This window comes from Mangrovicoccus ximenensis, from assembly GCF_003056725.1.
GTDB classification, from domain to species: domain Bacteria; phylum Pseudomonadota; class Alphaproteobacteria; order Rhodobacterales; family Rhodobacteraceae; genus Mangrovicoccus; species Mangrovicoccus ximenensis.
Window position 1 is genome coordinate 126,113 of the sequence record NZ_QBKZ01000002.1, and the last position, 18,085, is coordinate 144,197.

Annotated in this window: 18 protein-coding genes and 1 riboswitch; of the genes, 12 read left to right on the forward strand and 6 right to left on the reverse strand. The window is 66.7% G+C overall.

Annotation, left to right across the window (positions count from 1 at the left end; genetic code table 11):
* The first annotated feature begins 146 nt into the window (after nucleotides 1-146).
* Nucleotides 147-935: a sulfotransferase family 2 domain-containing protein gene (locus C7T91_RS06990; RefSeq protein ID WP_161555778.1), complete on the forward strand. Its 789-nt coding sequence runs from the start codon at nucleotides 147-149 to the stop codon at nucleotides 933-935.
* Here C7T91_RS06990 and C7T91_RS06995 read toward each other — a convergent pair.
* From C7T91_RS06995 to C7T91_RS07005, 3 genes are all read right to left on the reverse strand, one after another.
* Entirely contained in the window at nucleotides 872-1,372 is a 501-nt protein-coding gene (locus tag C7T91_RS06995; RefSeq protein ID WP_108258634.1) for a GNAT family N-acetyltransferase, read from the reverse strand. The genes C7T91_RS06990 and C7T91_RS06995 overlap by 64 nt on opposite strands.
* A complete protein-coding gene (metZ, locus tag C7T91_RS07000) occupies nucleotides 1,369-2,574 on the reverse strand; it encodes an O-succinylhomoserine sulfhydrylase (RefSeq protein WP_108258635.1) in 1,206 nt (401 codons plus the stop codon). The genes C7T91_RS06995 and metZ overlap by 4 nt, the downstream gene beginning before the upstream one ends.
* Before the next feature lie 36 nt (nucleotides 2,575-2,610).
* A riboswitch (SAM riboswitch) is annotated at nucleotides 2,611-2,689 on the reverse strand.
* Between the two features lie 70 nt (nucleotides 2,690-2,759).
* A complete protein-coding gene (locus C7T91_RS07005) occupies nucleotides 2,760-3,029 on the reverse strand; it encodes a DksA/TraR family C4-type zinc finger protein (protein WP_108258636.1) in 270 nt (89 codons plus the stop codon).
* Nucleotides 3,030-3,176: 147 nt separating this feature from the next.
* On the opposite strand from C7T91_RS07005, the gene C7T91_RS07010 reads away from it, so the two are divergent.
* Nucleotides 3,177-3,875, forward strand: a complete 699-nt coding sequence (locus C7T91_RS07010; RefSeq protein WP_108258637.1) for a glutathione S-transferase N-terminal domain-containing protein — start codon at nucleotides 3,177-3,179, stop codon at nucleotides 3,873-3,875.
* Between the two features lie 7 nt (nucleotides 3,876-3,882).
* Here C7T91_RS07010 and C7T91_RS07015 read toward each other — a convergent pair whose 3' ends face one another.
* The 3 genes from C7T91_RS07015 to ftsY form a co-directional block, all read right to left on the reverse strand.
* Entirely contained in the window at nucleotides 3,883-4,473 is a 591-nt protein-coding gene (locus C7T91_RS07015) for an inner membrane-spanning protein YciB (RefSeq protein WP_108258638.1), read from the reverse strand.
* A gap of 2 nt (nucleotides 4,474-4,475) precedes the next feature.
* Nucleotides 4,476-6,452: a hypothetical protein gene (locus C7T91_RS07020; RefSeq protein ID WP_108258639.1), complete on the reverse strand. Its 1,977-nt coding sequence runs from the start codon at nucleotides 6,450-6,452 to the stop codon at nucleotides 4,476-4,478.
* 90 nt (nucleotides 6,453-6,542) lie between these two features.
* On the reverse strand, nucleotides 6,543-7,454 hold the full coding sequence (gene ftsY, locus C7T91_RS07025) for a signal recognition particle-docking protein FtsY (protein ID WP_407943272.1): 912 nt from the start codon (nucleotides 7,452-7,454) through the stop codon (nucleotides 6,543-6,545).
* On the opposite strand from ftsY, the gene C7T91_RS07030 reads away from it, so the two are divergent.
* From C7T91_RS07030 to C7T91_RS07075, 10 genes are all read left to right on the forward strand, one after another.
* Nucleotides 7,344-8,312 (forward strand): FUSC family protein, encoded by a 969-nt coding sequence (locus tag C7T91_RS07030; protein WP_236638104.1) that lies wholly within the window; start codon nucleotides 7,344-7,346, stop codon nucleotides 8,310-8,312. The genes ftsY and C7T91_RS07030 overlap by 111 nt on opposite strands.
* A 2,740-nt stretch (nucleotides 8,313-11,052) precedes the next feature.
* A complete protein-coding gene (gene repA / locus C7T91_RS07035; RefSeq protein ID WP_108258641.1) occupies nucleotides 11,053-12,279 on the forward strand; it encodes a plasmid partitioning protein RepA in 1,227 nt (408 codons plus the stop codon).
* Nucleotides 12,269-13,306, forward strand: a complete 1,038-nt coding sequence (repB, locus tag C7T91_RS07040) for a plasmid partitioning protein RepB (protein ID WP_108258642.1) — start codon at nucleotides 12,269-12,271, stop codon at nucleotides 13,304-13,306. The genes repA and repB overlap by 11 nt, the downstream gene beginning before the upstream one ends.
* A gap of 258 nt (nucleotides 13,307-13,564) precedes the next feature.
* Nucleotides 13,565-14,353 (forward strand): helix-turn-helix domain-containing protein, encoded by a 789-nt coding sequence (locus C7T91_RS07045; protein ID WP_161555779.1) that lies wholly within the window; start codon nucleotides 13,565-13,567, stop codon nucleotides 14,351-14,353.
* 8 nt (nucleotides 14,354-14,361) lie between these two features.
* On the forward strand, nucleotides 14,362-14,667 hold the full coding sequence (locus C7T91_RS07050) for a hypothetical protein (RefSeq protein WP_236638075.1): 306 nt from the start codon (nucleotides 14,362-14,364) through the stop codon (nucleotides 14,665-14,667).
* 149 nt (nucleotides 14,668-14,816) lie between these two features.
* The gene (locus C7T91_RS07055) at nucleotides 14,817-16,082 is read left to right on the forward strand and encodes an adenylate/guanylate cyclase domain-containing protein (protein WP_161555780.1); all 1,266 of its coding nucleotides are present in this window, start codon (nucleotides 14,817-14,819) and stop codon (nucleotides 16,080-16,082) included.
* Nucleotides 16,076-16,450: an HPr kinase/phosphorylase gene (locus tag C7T91_RS07060; RefSeq protein WP_236638076.1), complete on the forward strand. Its 375-nt coding sequence runs from the start codon at nucleotides 16,076-16,078 to the stop codon at nucleotides 16,448-16,450. The genes C7T91_RS07055 and C7T91_RS07060 overlap by 7 nt, the downstream gene beginning before the upstream one ends.
* Nucleotides 16,447-17,364, forward strand: a complete 918-nt coding sequence (gene rapZ / locus C7T91_RS07065; RefSeq protein WP_108258646.1) for an RNase adapter RapZ — start codon at nucleotides 16,447-16,449, stop codon at nucleotides 17,362-17,364. The genes C7T91_RS07060 and rapZ overlap by 4 nt, the downstream gene beginning before the upstream one ends.
* A 6-nt stretch (nucleotides 17,365-17,370) precedes the next feature.
* Nucleotides 17,371-17,811 carry a PTS sugar transporter subunit IIA gene (locus C7T91_RS07070; protein WP_108258647.1) on the forward strand — a complete coding sequence of 147 codons (441 nt, stop codon included), beginning with the start codon at nucleotides 17,371-17,373 and terminating at the stop codon, nucleotides 17,809-17,811.
* A complete protein-coding gene (locus tag C7T91_RS07075; protein ID WP_108258648.1) occupies nucleotides 17,774-18,052 on the forward strand; it encodes an HPr family phosphocarrier protein in 279 nt (92 codons plus the stop codon). The genes C7T91_RS07070 and C7T91_RS07075 overlap by 38 nt, the downstream gene beginning before the upstream one ends.
* The last annotated feature ends 33 nt before the right edge of the window (nucleotides 18,053-18,085 follow it).

The window sequence follows — 18,085 nt, forward strand, 5'->3', positions numbered from 1 at the left end:
GAGTTTCGGCGCGTTCACGTCCTGCTGACATTGGAAAAAAATGTGATCCGGAGGCCACGCTCCGACGTAGCGTCAGATCGGCGGTCCGGCGGCCCCGGGCAGGATGCCGCCTTGCCCGCCGCGGACGCCCCGCCCAGTCTGGCGCCATGGCAGAAGACACCAGCAGGAGACCGGGCCGGAGGCAGGCCCTTGGACAGCTCGCGGCGCGGCTGGGCACGGCGCCCGGCGCGCTCGACTATCTGGTGCATCCCGATCCGGCCCGCCGCGTCGCCTATGTCGAGACCCCGAAAGTCGCCTGCACCGCGATCAAGGCCTTCCTGCAGGACCGCGCCGGAGGACGGAAGGAAGGCGACGTGCATGACCGCGCGACCTCGCCGCTGCCGCTTCTGTCTTCCCTGCCGCCCGCGACCCGGCGCGCGGCGCTTCTGGGACGCTGGCAGCGGTTCTCCTTCACCCGCAACCCCTATGCGCGGCTGCTCTCGGGCTATCTCGACAAGATCGTCGCGAATGACTGGGAACGCGCCCGCCACCTGCCCCGGCTGGGCTTCGCCGCCGACGCCCGGCCCGCGCTGGCGCAGATGCTCGCGGCGCTGGCCCGCATCCCCGAAAGCGCACGCGACATCCATTTCGCGCCGCAATCGCGGCTGCTGATGCTGGGACAGGTCGACTATGCGCTGCTCGGCGCCTTCGAGAGTTTCGGCCGGGATTTCGCGGAGATGCAGCGGAGGTTCTACGGGGCGGAAGCCGGCAGCTACGCCGCCATCGGCCAGCGCCATGCGACCGGCGCGGCCGGCAAGCTGGCGGAGCATTTCGGCCCGGCCGAGATCCGGCTGGCGCAGGAACTCTATGCAGAGGATTTCGACGCCTTGGGCTATCCGCCCGATCCGGCGCGCGCGCTGGAGCCGCCCATGAGGCCGAGCGTCATCACCGTGTAGCCCAGCAGCACGCCGCCGCGCTCCGCCTCTGCCTCCTCCCCGGCCTGCCAGCCGAAATGCGCGAAGACCGGGCGCGAGACATGGCTGGCATGGGCGGTGAGCCGCAGGATCCCGCGGGCGCGCGCCTCGGCAACCAGCGGATCATGAAGGCGCCGGGCATGGCCCTGCCCGGCATGGTCGGGATGGACGAACAGCAGGTCGAAGCAGTCGTCCTGCATCCCCGCGAAGCCGATCGCCGCGCCGTCCTTCTCGAGGATGCGGATGTCGATGCCCTGCACCCGCTGGCGCCAGGCCGCCGGATCGGGGCGCGACCCGGCCCAGGCCAGCCTCTGTTCGGCGGAATAGGCGTGCTTCGTGCCGCGCAGGATGCAGGCGCGGAAGATCCGCGACAGGGCGGGCGCGTCCGCCGCCCCGCCCTGCCGCAGGACCAGGCTCATGCCTGTTCGAGCGCCGCCAGCATGTCGGCGACCAGATCGGCGCTGTCCTCGAGGCCGCAGGAGATGCGGATCAGCCCGGGCGCGATGCCCAGTTCCGCCTTCTGCTCGTCCGACAGCCGCGAATGCGTGGTCGTCGCCGGATGGGTCACGATGGATTTCGCGTCGCCGAGGTTGTTCGAGATGATGAACACCTCGAGCGCGTTCAGCACGCGGAAGGCCGCCTCCTGGCCGCCCTTTACCTCGATCGCCAGCATGGTGCCCGGACGGGACATCTGCGACTTCGCCAGCTCGTGCTGCGGATGCGATGCGAGGCCCGGGAAGATCACCTGCGACAGCTTGGGATGGCCGTCGAGCGCCGCGGCCAGCGCCTCGGCGGTCTCCGCCTGCGCGTCGCAGCGCAGCGTCATCGTCTCGAGGCCCTTGAGCAGCACCCAGGCGTTGAACGGCGACATCGAGCCGCCGGTATGCTTCATGTAGGGCTCGAGCGTGCCGCGGATGAACTCCTTGGTGCCCAGGACGATGCCGCCCAGAACCCGGCCCTGGCCGTCCATGTGCTTGGTCGCGGAATAGATCACGACATCGGCACCGAGCTCCAGCGAGCGCTGGAAGACCGGGGTGGCGAAGACGTTGTCGACCAGCACCAGCGCGCCGTTGTCATGCGCGATCTGGGAAATCCCGCGAATGTCGGCGACTTCCAGCGTCGGGTTGGAGATGGCTTCGAGGAACACCGCCTTGGTGTCCGGGCGGACCGCGGCGCGCCAGGCATCCAGATCCTTGCCGTCGACGAAGGTCACCTCGACGCCGTAGCGCGCCAGGATGCTTTCGAGGATGTAGAGGCAGGAGCCGAACAGCGCCTTGGCGGAGACCACGTGGTCGCCGGCCTTCAGCATCGAGGTCAGCGCGCCCGAGACGGCGGCCATGCCGGACGCGCAGGCAAAGGCATCCTCGGCGCCCTCGAGCAGCGCGGCGCGCTGTTCGAACATCGCGACCGTCGGATTGCCGTAGCGCGCATAGATGAATTCATCGGGGCCGACCTGCTTGAAGCGGGCCTCGGCCTGCTCGGCGGTGTCGTAGACGAAGCCCTGGGTCAGGAAGATCGACTCGCTGACCTCGTTCCATTGGCTGCGCTTGGTGCCGCCATGCACCAGCTTGGTCCGGGGCTGCCAGCCCGCTTTCCCCGAAACCTTCAGATCGTCCGCCATTGCGCGTCTCCTTGCCATCGCCCGGGAAGAGTGGGGAGGGCCCTGCCCTCGACCTCTTTAGCGGAATCTTTAACGTGGCCCGCAATCCGGTGAACAAAGCGCCACGGGCCCTGCCCTTAGGACTCCGGCCGTCCGAGGTCAAGATCGGGCGCAATCCGCCGCCCGGCAACGGAAGTCCCGCGCGGCTATTTCAGCTGGCTGTCCTTCGAGCCGCGGCGGTTGAAGCCCGCGCGCTGGACCGGCCGGCGGTCGCGCTCGGACTGGCACTCGATGCAGAGCTTCACGCCCGGGATCGCGGTCCGGCGCTTTTCGGGGATCGGCTCGTCGCAATCGGCGCAATGGGTCAGGCTCTCGCCCTGCGGCTGGCGGCGCATCTGCATGCGGCGCAGCTCGTCCTCGATGGATGCCTCGATCTGCTCGTTTACCGCGCCGTCCTGCGCCCAGCCGCCTGCCATTGCCGTCACTCCTGAACCTTGCCGAGGATACCGCCCGGCGGGCCTGCCGGTCAATCGCGCCCTTCGGCTGCAACAAAGCTCGCGGGAACGCGGCTTGCGGTGCGGGCGTTCGGATGCAGGATGGGCGCAATGCCGAAAGGAGACCCCATGGCACCGATCGACCTCTATTTCTGGCCGACCCCGAACGGCTGGAAGATCTCCATCGCGCTCGAGGAAATGGCGCTGCCCTACGAGACGCATCTGGTGAATATCGGCGCGGGCGACCAGTTCGACCCGGCCTTCCTGGAAATCTCGCCGAACAACCGGATGCCCGCGATCGTCGATCCCGAGGGACCGGACGGCGCGCCGGTCCCGATCTTCGAGTCGGGCGCGATCCTGCAGTATCTGGCGCGCAAGACCGGGCAATTCTGCGGCCGCACCGAACGCGAGCGCATCGCCGTCGACCAGTGGCTGATGTGGCAGATGGGCGGCGTCGGCCCGATGGCCGGACAAGCGCACCATTTCCTGAAATACGCGCCCGATCTCGATCCGCCGCAGGTGCTGCCCTATGCGCAGGACCGCTACCGCGCCGAGGTCGGGCGGCTCTACCGCGTGCTCGACACCCAGCTGGGCAAGACCGAATTCGCCGCCACCGACGAGTTCACCATCGCCGACATGGCGATCTGGCCCTGGGCGTCGCTCTGGGAAGGCCAGCAGCAGACGCTGGAGGACAAGCCCAACCTCGCCCGCTGGCTCGAGGCCTGCGCCGCGCGGCCCGGCGTCGCCAGGGGCCGCGCGCTGCATGCCGAGCTGCGCACCGGCAGCAACGACCGCAAGGCGCAGCAGGTCCTGTTCCGGACCAAGTGACCCGGGATCAGGTCTCTTCGGTGGAGTGCCGCTTGAAGAGGCCTGCCTGCGTGACGAAAAAGCCCATCATCGCGGCCATCTGCCCGAACGTGTCCCAGGCGACGAAGACATCGGTGGAGAAGCCGCGCCAGATGATCTCGTTCGCCACCGCGACGCCCGCGAAGAAGATGGCCAGGCGCCTGGTCAGGATCATCCAGCCTTCGTGGGTGATCGGCAGCGCCCCGTCCATGACGAATTCCAGCCAGGACTGGCCGCGCGCGATCCCGATCCACAGGAGGCCCGAGAAGATGCCGAAGGCCAGCGTGGACTTCATCTTGAAGAACCGCTCGTCGTTCAGCGCCACGGTCAGCCCGCCGAACACCACGGCCAGGACAAGGGTGAAGATCTGCATGCGGCTGACCTTGCCGGTCAGCTTGTAGAGCAGCCAGTTGGTCAGCAGCAGCAGCGGAATGAAGCAGGCGGTGACGATGACGAAGCCTTCGTAGTCGCGGCCGCCGATGGCGAAGGTCTTCTCCCGCACCAGCACGTACCCCGCCACGAAGAGCAGCACCGGCCCCAAGTCCAGCGCCTGCTTCCGCCAGTCGTTCTGATCGCTCATGCTCAGCCTCCAAGAATGGTCACTGCACCGACTAGGACAGTGGCGAGCAGGAATCCAGCGATCTTCTGGAAGTGGAAGAAATTCGCGACGGCACGGTTATCGCCATGGGTCACGCTCTCGAAGCCCTGCGACGGCTCGATCAGCGGCATCGCGTTCTCCAGCGAATAGAACAGCCGCTCGAACGGGCCGCGCCCATGCAGATCCGGCGACCAGCCCGTCACCGCCCAGCCCACGATCACGAGTCCGAGAAACCACCACAGCGCCCGCTGCGGATAGACACCGAATCCGACGAATATCCGGGCCGCCCCGTCCACGAGCCAAGGACCGAGGCCGTCCCGCGTCGCCATCCGGTGCGTCAGCCGCGCGAAATCGACCTCGTCCGCCGCCGCCTCCGCCCCGGCATTCCTCAGCGTGCGCGCAAGCTGCATGTAGGGCTGCGGCGCATAGCCTTCGCCCGCTTCATGTCCCGGCGCCACCGATTGTTCGACCCACGCAATCAGCCGGTCGGCCCGGATACGGGTAATGTCGTGTTCAGCCTCCTCGCTAGCGCCGCCGAGCCGGTCATAGCTGAAATTCGCCAGATCGACTGGCAGGGCGGCGTAAGTGGTACGGCCATCCGCATCCTCCCCGGCTTTCAGACGCCAGGAATGGTGGGCATCCTCGATGCCCGGCACCGGCATCACGGCCTGCAGCGATCCGGCATGGGCGTTCCGCAATATCAGCGCGCCCTGATCCTCCCAGATGGCATGGGTTTGCCCCCTGCTCAGGGTCAGTTCCGTCCCGATCTCGGCGGAATTCAGACCGACCTCCCCACCGAAAATGGAGCCCTGCAATTGCAGCCATTGCCCGATGCGCGCGCCAAACAAATCCACATTCTCCGCGAAATTCGCCCCATCCCGCAGATACAGGCTGCCCGCCGCATCCATCCCGTACGCGTTGAACGATCCGCCGAAGCTGGAGCCGTTGGCCGCGACACTCCCGCCGATCTTTGCGCGACGCAGGAGGACACTGTCGTCAAAGCGCGCGCCATTACTTAGGAATAGGCCATTACCAAGGAATAGGCTGCCCGCCACCTCCATCCCATCCGCGTTGAACGATCCGCCGAAGCTGGAGCCGATGGCCTCGACATTCCCGCCGATCTTTGCGCCTAGAAGGTCGACACCGTCGTCAAAGCGCGCGCCGCCCCGCAGAAAAAGACTGCCCGCGACCTCCATCCCATCCGCGATGAACAGTCCGCCGAAGCTGGAGCCGTCGGCCTCGACATTCCCGACGATCTTTGCGCCTCGCAGGACGACACCGTCGTCAAAACGCGCGCCGCCACGCAGAAAAAGACTGCCCGCCACCTCCATCCCGTCCGCGTTGAACAGTCCCGAAAAAATGGAGCGCGAGCCGCTCAAAATCCCGCCGATCTTGGCCCCCAGCAGGCTGAAACCCGGAAAGCGTCCATCTGTCAGCATCAAATCTCCGCTGACGTCTAGGCCAACGGCGGCAACTACCAGCCCCCCGACCACGCTGTTGCGAAGGTTCACGTCCCGGCCAAACTCCGTGCCGGCCATCGACAGCCCTTGCGGCAGATGACTGTAATCCAGAGAAAGAACCGACGGGACTACGTCATGCTCGAATGCCAATCTTCCCTCGACCAGAGCATTGGAAATGCGGATCTCCGGACGCGCCGACGCCTCGATCCAAGGCGAGCGCGTGGCAATGGTCCGGATGAATCCGGCGCGCAGGCACTGGCTGTCGTCCAAGGGCTGCGCGTCCTCGGTAATGTCGGGAATGCAGCCCGGGTCCGCTCCATGGAATGCCAGCATGTCAGCATCCAGACCGGAGCAGATCCGCCGCCAAGCCCACTGCTCGCCCGCGCTCCATTCTTCCAGCGGCGCAACCGTGCAGTCGCCGTAGAGCGGTGTCCGTTCCACCTCATGCGCCGCCGCAACGGTGCCAAGGCAGGTCAGGAGAAAGGCGAGGAGCAAACGCATGGCGGCAATCCACGAAATAATGCCGCAAAGTTAGCTCTTCTGCTCCATCACCTCAACGCAGGAGCCGCCCTGCGACACCGGCGCCGGGGCTCAGACCTCCAGGCCGGTCAGCGCGGCGGCGAATTCCTCCGGGTCGAAGGGCGCGAGGTCGTCGATCTGCTCGCCCACCCCGATGGCGTGGATCGGCAGGCCGAAACGGTCGGCCAGCGCCACCAGAACGCCGCCCTTCGCGGTCCCGTCGAGCTTGGTCATCACCAGCCCCGAGACATCCGCCAGACGCTGGAATTCCTTGACCTGGGTCACCGCGTTCTGGCCCGTCGTCGCGTCGAGCACCAGAAGCGTGTTGTGCGGCGCCTCCGCGTCGCGCTTGCGGATGACGCGGACGATCTTGGCCAGCTCCTCCATCAGGTCGGAGCGGTTCTGCAGCCGCCCGGCCGTGTCGATCAGCAGGAGGTCGGCACCGTCGCGATGCGCCTTCTCGATCGCCTCATAGGCCAGGCTCGCCGGGTCGGAGCCCTCGGGCGCGGTCAGCACCGGCACGCCGGCGCGCTCGCCCCAGACCTGCAGCTGCTCGACCGCCGCCGCGCGGAACGTGTCGCCCGCCGCGATCACCACCTTCTTGCCGGAGGCGCGGAACTGCGAGGCGAGCTTGCCGATGGTCGTGGTCTTGCCCGAGCCGTTGACGCCGACGACCAGCACCACCTGCGGGCGCTTGGGATAGATCGGCAGCGGCCGCGCCACCGGCTCCATGATGCGGGCGATCTCCTCGGCCATGATCTTCTTCAGCTCGGCAGTGGAGAGCCGCTGGCCCATCCGGCCCTCGGCCATGTTGGCGGTCACGCGCGCGGCGGTCTCGACCCCCATGTCGGCGGTGATCAGCAGGTCCTCGATCTGCTCCAGCATGTCGTCGTCGAGCGCGCGGCGCATCGCGCCGCTGCTGTCGGCGCGGCCCAGCATGCGCGCGAAGAGCCCGCCCTTCTTCGCCGGTTCCTGCGGCGGCACGGCTTCGGGGACCGGCATCGGCGGCCCCGCCTTGCTGCGGCCAGGGATGCGCTCGCCGCCGCCGCGGCCGGGTTGCAGGGCGTCTCGCCCTCCGGCACCGAACTGCTGCGGCTCTCTCCGCCCGGCAATCCGGTTCTGGCCGTCCGGGCCGCATTGCTGGCCGCCTGCGCCAGCCTCGCAGGCTCGGCCATGTACATCCTCAGCGGCAGCTTCTCCGCCGAACTGACCGCCTTCTCGATGGCCATCTTCGCCCTCGTCCTCGGCTCGATGCCCCTGCCCCATGTGATTGCGCCGAAGCTCGGCACCGGCGTGGTTCTGGGGGTGATCGCGGGCATGGCGTACCGCATCGGCGTGCAGCCGCATATCGGCGGCTGGAGCGATCTCGTGCTCACGATCCTGCCCTTCATCGCGATCGGCGCCCTCGCCCGCGCACATCCCCGCAGCGCCCCCTATGCGCTGGATGCCAACATGTGCTTCATGCTGTCGAGCCAGGCTGGAGCGGCCGCCGCACCGATGCCGGCCGTTCTGGCCTCCGGTCTCAGCATGGCCGCCGGAACCTTGGCGATGGTCGGCTGCTACATGGCGCTCCCGCGTCCGGGACGGCACCTCGCCGCCCGCACCAGAACACGTCTCGACCGCGATCTGGCACTGCTGTCGGCCCGCGCCGAGCCGCTCGGGCACCGCCGCTGGGCGGCAATCTGGGGACGGCGCATCGTGACGCTGGCGGTCGAGCTGGACAAGTCCGGGGAAACCCTGCCCCCGGACCTGCTCGGGTTGGCAAGTGCCGGGCATGACCTGCTGGACCGGCAGCCTTTGCCACGGAGCACGAAACAGGCAACGCCCGGCTCCACCGCCTGAAGGAATGGCGGGGATAGCGCTCGGACAATCTCTCCGCTCGCATCCGCGGCGGTTATCTTCACATTTGGTGACTTTACCGCCGCTTCCTGACGGCGGTAGACGTGTCCGATAATCGAAAAGCGGCAGGCGCAGTCAGCCCAATCGTTGGCAAATTACCATTGCCACACGGGAACACAGACCCGGTTGCCAGCTGGCAACCGGCATGACTCTCTTGCCGCCGCCGGTGACCGCTGCCTGCGCAGTATCGCACTCCCTGATTCCGGACAACAGCTCCCGTGGTCGCCTCTCCGGAGGGGCGGGTCCCAAGACAGTTCCCGCCCCGCTTCGCAGCCGACGGCAGCCACCTGGCGCCAGCCACCTCCACAGCAGGACAAGCGCACAGCCTAGCCCCATCACTTTCGTCCGTCTGCCTGTCGGCCGAGACCCGCATCGACTTCGCCTTGATGACCATCTGCATTCCCACTGCGCGGATCACGGGACCCGGTGTCTGTTGCTCAATCTGCCTTCAAGGTTGGCCGGAGACCCTTTCCCTGATTCCGCAGACCATGCTCACCCTCGAGTACCCGTCAGGCACTGTCTGCTCCGCCGCAGCCGGACGAAGGTGTCAGGCTGACCGGGAAGGCAGCTTCCCGGTGATCAGACCTGCCTTGCCCAATGCCTCTCATGCTTCGTCCACCCTCGCTCTGAGGAACTCAAATCGATAGATGACATCCCGTTCGACACGTCCGACGAACGCCATCTCTCGGAGCGGCACATCGGACCGATCGACTTGGTGCCTTGGACGAGGAAGAACGCAGCTCTCGCCAACAGCGCAGATCCAGGTCCCGAACCCGGCTCGGGCTGGACGCGCCCGATTGCACGACCGAACCAGACTGCTCCGAAGCCTGCGCAGGACACGCGGCCAGCGGGCCATCGCCTCCGGCCACAGCACACCAGATATGAGTCCCCTCCCCCGTTCGGCACAGGCCGGAGGAACTCCAAGGCCGCCCGGGCGCAGGTCTGCTCTGTCGCCAAGCCCGGTGGTTCACCCTCCCCCGGAAAGCACGGCAGGGACGGATCCGGACGAGCGCCCCGGACCCCGGTCCCGCACACTCACGCAATTGCACCCTAGCAATGAGTCATGGATCAGGACTCCGGGCACCGCCCTAAATCGCGACGTCCGCTCTGCCGCTGAAGCCAGACTGTCCGGACACGCCTCCCCGCCGGATTGGGTCACGAACATCGCGTGCAGAACGGATCGCCCTTCGTTGCGGAGGCCACATGCCACTCGAAGAAGGCGCCGGCCATCCGAGCCCGCCTGTGGCTTTGCGTCGCCTTATCCCGCAGACCGGCGCAGACCATCGGGCTCAAGCTGACGGTTCCCTCTTGGCCAAACCCTGCGCCGCTTCAGCAAGGCATCAAGGCATCAAGGCATCAAGGCATCAAGGCAGGCCGGTTCCATGCAGCACGATCAAACATCTTCAACGCGAAGCCGCATCCTCGTGACGGAAAGTCACGGAGCGTGGTCAATATCCGCGCCAATCGCAGCCCGGGTCGGCCCTAGACGCTTTTCAAGCAGGATCCCGTCAGCCGACTGCAGCTCGCGGACATCGCTCTGCAAGCACCCAGTTCAGAACGCTTTGATCGCCGCAAACGCCGAGGCCGCCACCGTCGTCCGTAGGTGGCGTCGTCTGCTTCTGCTGGCCCAGGCAGCAGAGGGACAGGCTGCGGCATCCGGTTTTCACATCAAGCCCGCCTGCCCCAAGATCAGGCCCGACAGACGCGCTCCGGCGGAATGCCTGCCTCCCCGATGCGGCGCCGCTTGCTCGATCAGCCCCCCGCCGCACTTCCGGGTCTCAGGCGCCAAGCGATCCGGTCCTGCGTCCAGGTCCGCCCAGACGATCCGGACCGCTCCGGAACCTGTATGACCGCGGGCGCAGCTAAATCTCCGGACTGGCATCGAAGTCTGCCCGCAGCCAGTCTCGCCAGTTGCGGCATCCGAGTCAGTTCGGAAGTCCCGCTTCCCGGAACATCGAGGCAGGTTCCCTGTCCGGCCCGGTTTGTCCGATGATGCCGTGCAATCCTGGCCCGGCATTGCCGCTCCCGCATCGGCGCAGGCGCTACCATTACATTACCCCCTTGATAGGCAGCGCTCCAAGTTTAGGCGACCTTGTCGCGGATCGTGGTTCTCCCGTCAGGGAGCGGTCCACCCGCCGTGCGGTCAACTCGGCCGAGCACGGATGGTCTCGCCCTGAAGACGCCTCTCTCAAATTGGCGCCGTCCCGGACACTCATGTCGGCAAGACCAGCACCTAGACCGCCCCAACGGCCGCCTCGCGGCATTCTCGCCGATGCCGTTGCGCCGCGGGCAGAAGGCCCCACAAAGACGATTGCCTCGGCGCGAGTGCAGGACATGCGCAGGCACAGCAGCCAATGGCTGCATCCAGCGGGACATGCGAGGCGTGGATCGGCGCCATGGAGCCCACGGAACATCAGGGAAGCCTATCTGCATCGCGTGACCCTGCCTGCTCGTTCCTCATCGGCGAACCCGGACCACGAGCTGGCAAACCGTCCCTTTCAAGCCGGTTGCCAGCTGGCAACCGCCTGTTGCCAGCCGCTGCACAAAGCCGGTGACACCGAGAAAACACAGTCTTTTCCATAGATTGTTGACAGCGACGGAGATTCTGTCACAGGGTAACGCCGAACGTAACGCAAAACGCGATAAAAAACCAAAAAAGCGCTCTAACAGAGGCAGGCAGAGCATGAAGGACACCCAGTCCCAAGATAGCGTCGCGCATGAGCGACTGGCAAGCCGTGCCGGAATCATCCGCACCGCGCTCCTGCGGGCGGAGCTCGCCTCCTGGGCGCCCGAATCCGGCAAGGCGCTGCGGCGGTTCACCTCCGCAGAGGCCGCCTATTTCCTGAACATCACCCAGGGCCACCTGCGCCGCCTCCATGCCGAGGAACGCATCGAGGACGTCGCCGAACGGGTCGCGAACCGCAGGGTCTATTCCGAGGCGGAGATCCAGCGCATCCGGGCCTATCTGGAGAAAAACGCCAAAACCCCCGGCACCTACCTGAAGGGCCGCCGTGACGGCGACAAGATGCAGGTCATCGCCGTGTCGAACTTCAAGGGCGGCTCCGCCAAGACCTCGACCACGGCGCATTTGGCGCACGGGCTCGGCATGCAGGGCTACCGCGTGCTCTGCATCGATGCCGATCCGCAGGGATCGCTGACTTCGCTGTTCGGTTTCGCGCCGACGATCTTCGACGACAGCGTGGCGACGCTCTATGACGTGGTTCGCTATGACGGCGCCGTGCATATCGAGGAAGCGATCCAGAAGACGCATTTCAGCAGCGTCGACATGATCCCCGCCTCGCTGCAGCTCGCAGAGTTCGAGCACGAGACGCCAATGGCGCTGATCAACGGCAACCCGGACGGCACCGACATCAAGTTCGACCAGCGGCTGCGGATGCAGCTCGGCGCGGTCGAGGACAAGTACGACGTGGTGCTGATCGACTGCCCGCCGCAGCTCGGCTTCATCACGCTGTCGGCGCTCTGCGCGGCCACAGGCATCATCATCACGGTAATCCCGGCCATGCTCGACATCGCTTCGATGGAGCAGTTCCTGACCATGGCGGCGGGGCTTCTCGAAAGCGTCGCGATGGGCGGCGAACCGCTGCGCTGGGATTTCGAGAAATTCCTGCTGACGCGGTTCGAACCGAATGACGGGCCGAGCCAGCAGATGGCCGCCTTCCTGCGCTCGAAACTGGGCGAGGACGTGCTGCTGCACCCGTTCGTGAAATCCACCGCCGTCGGCGACGCCTCGATGACCAAGCAGTCGATCTACGAGGTTGCCCGCGGAGATTTCCACCGCCAGACCTATGACCGTGCCTTTGCCAGCGTCGAACTGGTGGTGCGCACCGTCGAAAACGAATTGCGGCGCGTCTGGGGCCGCGAAGCTCTGGAGATGACCCATGGCGCGTAAGGACCGTCTGTCCGAAGTGTTCTCCGGCGAGGCCGCAGCCGGGGAGTCCGGCCGGTTGCCAGCTGGCAACCCGGTTGCCAAGGGCTCGCGCAAGCCTGCGCCCTTCGGCCTGAACCGCTATGCGGCCGAGCATCTGCAGAAGCCGAATGCACGGTACATCCAGGAAATCGACCCCGAGCTGATCGAACGCGGCGGCCCTGCCGACCGGATGGACGAGCTCGACGAGGCGGCGGAGGCGGCGCTGCGCGAGTCGATTTCGCGCACCGGCCAGACCACGCCGGTGCTGCTGCGTCCCGATCCCGAACATCCGGGACGGTTCCGCATCATCTACGGCCGCCGCCGGGTGCGCGCGATCCGCAGCCTCGGCCAGAAGGTCAAGGCGATCATCCGCGACGACATCACCGACGAAGACGCGGTGATCATCCAGGGCCAGGAGAATTCGGTCCGCAAGGATCTGAGCTTCCTGGAACGGGCACGCTTCCTCATCGCCATCGAGGCCGAGGGCTTTCCCCGAGCGGTCGCCATCGACGCGCTCGCCATCGACAAGGCCCGGGCCTCGAACTACGCGAAGCTCGGCAAGACGCTGCCGGACAGCCTCGCGCGGCTGATCGGCCCGGCACCCGGCATCGGCCGCGACCGCTGGCTGGCCTTCGTGTCGGCCTATGAGGGCTGCGAGACTGCGTTCGAGCGGATCGAAGCCGCGCTGACCGCGCCGCGCCGCGAGGCTGCCGACAGCGATGCCCGCTTCGGCATCGCCTTCGAGGCACTGGCGCCGGCCGCGAAGGTGGCCCCGGAAAAGCCGGCCCCAAGTGCCGGAGACAGCAAGATGCAGATCGGTCTGGGCGAAGGGAAGGACCGCAAGGTCTTTGCCACCGTCAAGACCGCGAAAGGCGCGATCTCGGTCTCGGTTCCAGCCAAGACCGACGCGCAGAAGAGCTTTGCGGATCACCTGTCCTCGCGCATCGAGGACCTGATCCGGGAAGAGCTGGACCGCTGGCAGAAGACCGGCGGCCGCACAGGCGACTGACCAGAGGCTAGGTTTCAAACAGGCAAGGAGGCACGGAAGCAGGACAAAAAAAGAACCCACCGAACCGAGATCCGATGGGCCTAGAGATAAGTTTCGCAGCTTCACGCTAGACCCCGACAGGTCTGCCGTCAAGAGCACCGACTCGGTGAACGGGGAAAATTTGCCTGCCGTGAAGTAGAAATGATCCATCAGACATTTCCCGCCGCAGGGCGGGGCAGGGGGCAGGAGCACCAGGTGCGTCCTGTTCACGGGACAGGTGTGCCCGCAGCAAAGACATGGCACAAATGGCGGCAGATCCTGCCTGCGCTGAGACTGGCACGCGGTCCGCTCGGTCTGAACCGCAGCCGCCTCGACCTGCTCGAGAAGATCATGGCCTGCGTGCCCGGCGACCTGCTGGCAACCGGGCCCGATTGCGAGCTGATCGTCCATGTGTCCAATGCCCGGCTGGCAGAGATGACCAACCGCGACGGCGACAAGACCGTCACGCGGCTGATTTCCGAACTGGTCGCCCTGCGGCTGCTGGCGCGGAAGTCGAGCCCGAACGGCAAGCGCTACATGCGCCAGGCCCCCGATGGCAGCCGCACAGCCTACGGGCTCGACTTGGCGCCGCTGCTGGCGCGGATGCCCGAGATCGCCGGGCTCGCCGAGGCGGCCGAACTGGAGGCCGAAACCTGCCGCCGCCTGCGCGAGCGCTGCAGCCTCATGCTGCGCCAAATCGAGGCAACCGACGCGGCAGGGGACCTGCTCGCCGAGGCTCGTCGTGTCCTGCGCCGCAAGCCTGTCGCCGGAGACCTCTGCGCGCTTCTGGCCCGGCTGGCAACTTTTCTGCCCGAGCCAGAAGCGCAAGACGTCCGCCACGAACAGGGAGCCGTCCGGACCGAAATGCCCGCGACAGGACATCCGGGAGGCACTGCCCCTCAAAATGGCTGCCACAAATATCCCAGACAAAATCCTTCTGATCGCTTCGCATCTTCGGAATTATCTGAGGCGTCGAAACGGACGCTTCGAACTGCGCGCCATCCCCGTCCCTCAGCCCCGAGATGGTAGAGGCCGCCTTGCCCCGTGTCGCCAATGTCGGGCGCCACCTTGCAGCCCCCTTGCGCGATCTCGTCGACCATCTGGTCCGCAGTCTCGGGATCACCGCAGAGCTCTGGCGGAGCACCATCGACCGTCTCTGCTTCGCCGAAGCCGCCCTGCTGGTGATGGTGCTCTACGAACGGCAAGCCGATCTGAGGAACCCGCCCGCCTATCTCCGCAAGCTGCTGCAACAGGAGGAGGGACGGAACCCAGCTCTCGGCAGCCGGATGCTGCGCACGATGGTCCTGTCGCGAACGCACGGACAGTCGTCCCATGCATGCTGAAAGTGCAAGTCAAGGACGGTTCTTGCGAGTGGACAGCAACGCTTTGATTGGGATAGCTTCCGCGCGGGGAACAAGAAGGAACCGTCGGATCGGCAATTGGCCCGGGCACCGGCCGGGCACAGGGGACACACACGATGCAGCATCCTTCCATGCTGACCGTACTCGAGCGAGCCGGTCTCGCCGCTTTCGAGGAAAGCTTCCGTGCGGAGCACATCGATGACGACCTGTTCTGGACGCTGAGCGATGCCGACCTGCGCGAACTGGGCCTGACCCTCGGCCAGCGGAAGCGGTTGCGGGCGGCAATCGACGCCCTGCGCGGCACGATGACCGTGGGACCGGAGACCCTTCCGGACGGGCTGGAGATGCGGCGGCTTACGGTGATCTTCACTGACATGGTGGGGTCGACCCGGCTGACGGAAACCCTGTCCCCGGATGACCTGCATGCGGTTTTCCAGTCCTTCTACCTCGCGGCAGGCGCCGTGGCCCGGCGCTTCGGCGGCTATCTGGCCTCGCTGCATGGTGACGGGGTGATCATGCTCTTCGGCTATCCCAGAACACGTCTCGGCGATGCCGAGCGCGGTCTCGGCGCCGCGCTTGCGCTGCAGGCGGAGCTGTCGGAGCGCGAGTTCCAGCTGCCCTCCGGGCAGCGTATCCAGGTCGGGTTCCGCGTCGGCGTGGCAACCGGCGAGGCGGTGATCGGCCGCCCCGAAGAGCACACCGGCAACGAACGCCTGCACATGGTCGGCAAGGTCATGCACCGCTCCGCGCGGCTGCAATCGGTGGCGCCGCCCGGCGGCGTTATGGTCGATGCCGCCACCCGAGCTCTGGCCGCCGGGCAGTTCGAATTCGAAAGCCGCGATGACGTGACCCTCGCCGGGTTCGACGATGCGGGCAGCGTGTCCCGGCTGCTCGGCCGTGCCTCCTCCGGGCGCGACGGCCGCAGCCTGCATGTCGAGGCCCTCGGGCGTTCGGACGAAGCGGACCGGCTGCTCGGCCTCTGGTCCGAGGCAAGCGATGCCCGTCCGCGCATGGCGGTGGTGACCGGCGAGGCGGGGCTCGGCAAGACCACGCTGCTGCGCGAGGTCACCGGGCGTCTCTCCGGAAACGATGTCGACCTGCGCTGGCTGAGCTGCTCGGCGCTGTCGCAGAACAGCGCCTTCGCGCCGGTCACGGGGTTCTTCGAACGGCTGGTCGGGGGCGAGGCGGCGGGCACGGCCGGCGCGCGGCGCGATGCACTGGCCCATGCGCCCCGGCGGACACTGGCCCGACATGGCAGGGTCCGGCTCCGGCGGCCGCGACGCCTGCCGCCGCTACCGCCTGAAACTCACGCAAGGACCGGATGCCCCCAAGCGCGCCTGACCGCCACGAGACCCGGCATGCCTCGACCGTCGCCATCGACGGACGCGCGGTGCTGATCCAGGGGCCTTCTGGCAGCGGCAAGTCGGCGCTTGCGCTGCAGCTGATGGCCTTCGGCGCCGAGCTTGTCGCCGATGACGTGACGCTGCTGCGCATCGCGGACGGCAGGGTGACCGCGTCCGCCCCGCCCAGCCTGCCCCATGCCATCGAATGCCGCGGCATCGGGCTGATACGCGCCCGACTGGCAGATCCCGCTCCGGTTGTCCTTGTGGTCGACATGTCTGTCACCGAAACGCAACGCCTGCCCGAACCCGCGCATATCCGCCTGCTCGACCACGCCCTTCCGATGTTAAAAAAGATCGAGTCCGTGCATTTTCCTGCAGGGATTCTGCAATATGTCAGAGGTCAGGGAAGATTGCAGGAATGACGTCACGCCCAGCAGATGCGGAACCGGCCGGACATCACCGGGTGATCCTGGTCACCGGGCCCTCCGGCGCCGGCCGCTCGACCGCGATCCGCGCGCTCGAGGACATGGGCTGCGAAACCATCGACAACCTGCCGCTCAGCCTTGTTCCCGCGCTGATCGAGGGCGCGCCCCTTGGACCGCCGCTGGTGCTGGGCCTCGACGTGCGCAACCGCGATTTCAGCGTTGCCGCGCTGATCGAGATGATCGAGACGCTGACCCGCGATCCGGATGTCGATCTGGAGCTGATCTATCTCGACGCCCGCGCCGACATTCTGGTGCGCCGCTACTCCGAGACCCGCCGCCGCCACCCGCTGGCCCCGGCCGAAACCGCCGCCGAAGGCGTGGAACGCGAACTGGACCTGATGCGGCCGATCCGGGCGCGGGCCGATTTCCTGATCGACACTTCCGACCTGACCCCGCATGACCTGCGCGCCGAGCTCGACAGCTGGTTCGGCGGATCGAGCGCGCAGCGGCTGGCCCTGTCGGTGCATTCCTTCAGCTACAAGCGCGGCCTGCCGCGCGGCATCGACATGGTTTTCGACGTCCGCTTCCTGCGCAATCCCTACTGGTCGGCGCCGCTGCGGTCACTCGACGGCCGGTCCGCGGAGGTGGCAGCCTACATTTCGCAGGATCCGCGCTTCGACTCCTTCTTCGGCAAGGTTGCAGATCTGGCGGAATTCCTGCTTCCTGCCTATCTGGAAGAGGGAAAGTCGCATCTGTCGCTCGGCTTCGGCTGCACCGGCGGGCAGCACCGTTCGGTGGCGCTGGCAGAAAAATTGGCGGCCGCGCTTGCAGCCAAGGGCTGGGGCGTGTCTATTCGACATCATGAGCTGGAGCGGCGCGGCATGGTCGCCGCTGCGGCAAGAACCGGGTGACGCAGCTTGATTGGCATCGTTATTGTCGCGCATGGGGGTCTGGCACGGGAGTATCTCTCGGCGCTGGAGCATATCCTTGGCCCCCAGACGGGCATCGTGCCGATTGCCATCGCTGCCGACGACAACCGCGACTTGAAGAAAGCCGAGATCATGGCCGCCGCCGACGCGGTCGACCAGGGCGACGGGGTCGTGGTCGTGACCGACATGTTCGGCGGCTCGCCCTCGAACCTGTCCCTGCCCGCCTGCGTCCAGGAAAAGCGCAAGATCATGGCCGGCGCCAACCTTCCCATGCTGATCAAGCTGGCGAAGCTGCGCGGCCAGCCGATTGCCCTGGCGGTTGAATCCTCGCTCGCCGCCGGCAAGAAATACATCAACAGCTTTGACGGAGCTCCGCTTGACGATCACCCCCATGCCGCAACAAACACGGCGGACCCTCGAAATCATTAACGAAAAGGGCCTGCATGCCCGCGCCTCGGCCAAGCTTGCCGAGGTAGTCGAAAACCATGATGCACGGGCAACTGTGTCCCGCGAGGGACTCAGCGCCTCGGGTGACAGCATCATGGGGCTTTTGATGTTGGCAGCTTCCAAGGGAACCACTATTGAGGTCGAGACCTGCGGACCGGAAGCTGCAAAGCTGGCCCAGGCCGTGGAAGATCTGGTCGCCAACCGGTTCGGGGAAGACTTCTGATCCTCCGGCTGCCCGGAGAGCCGGACCGACAGG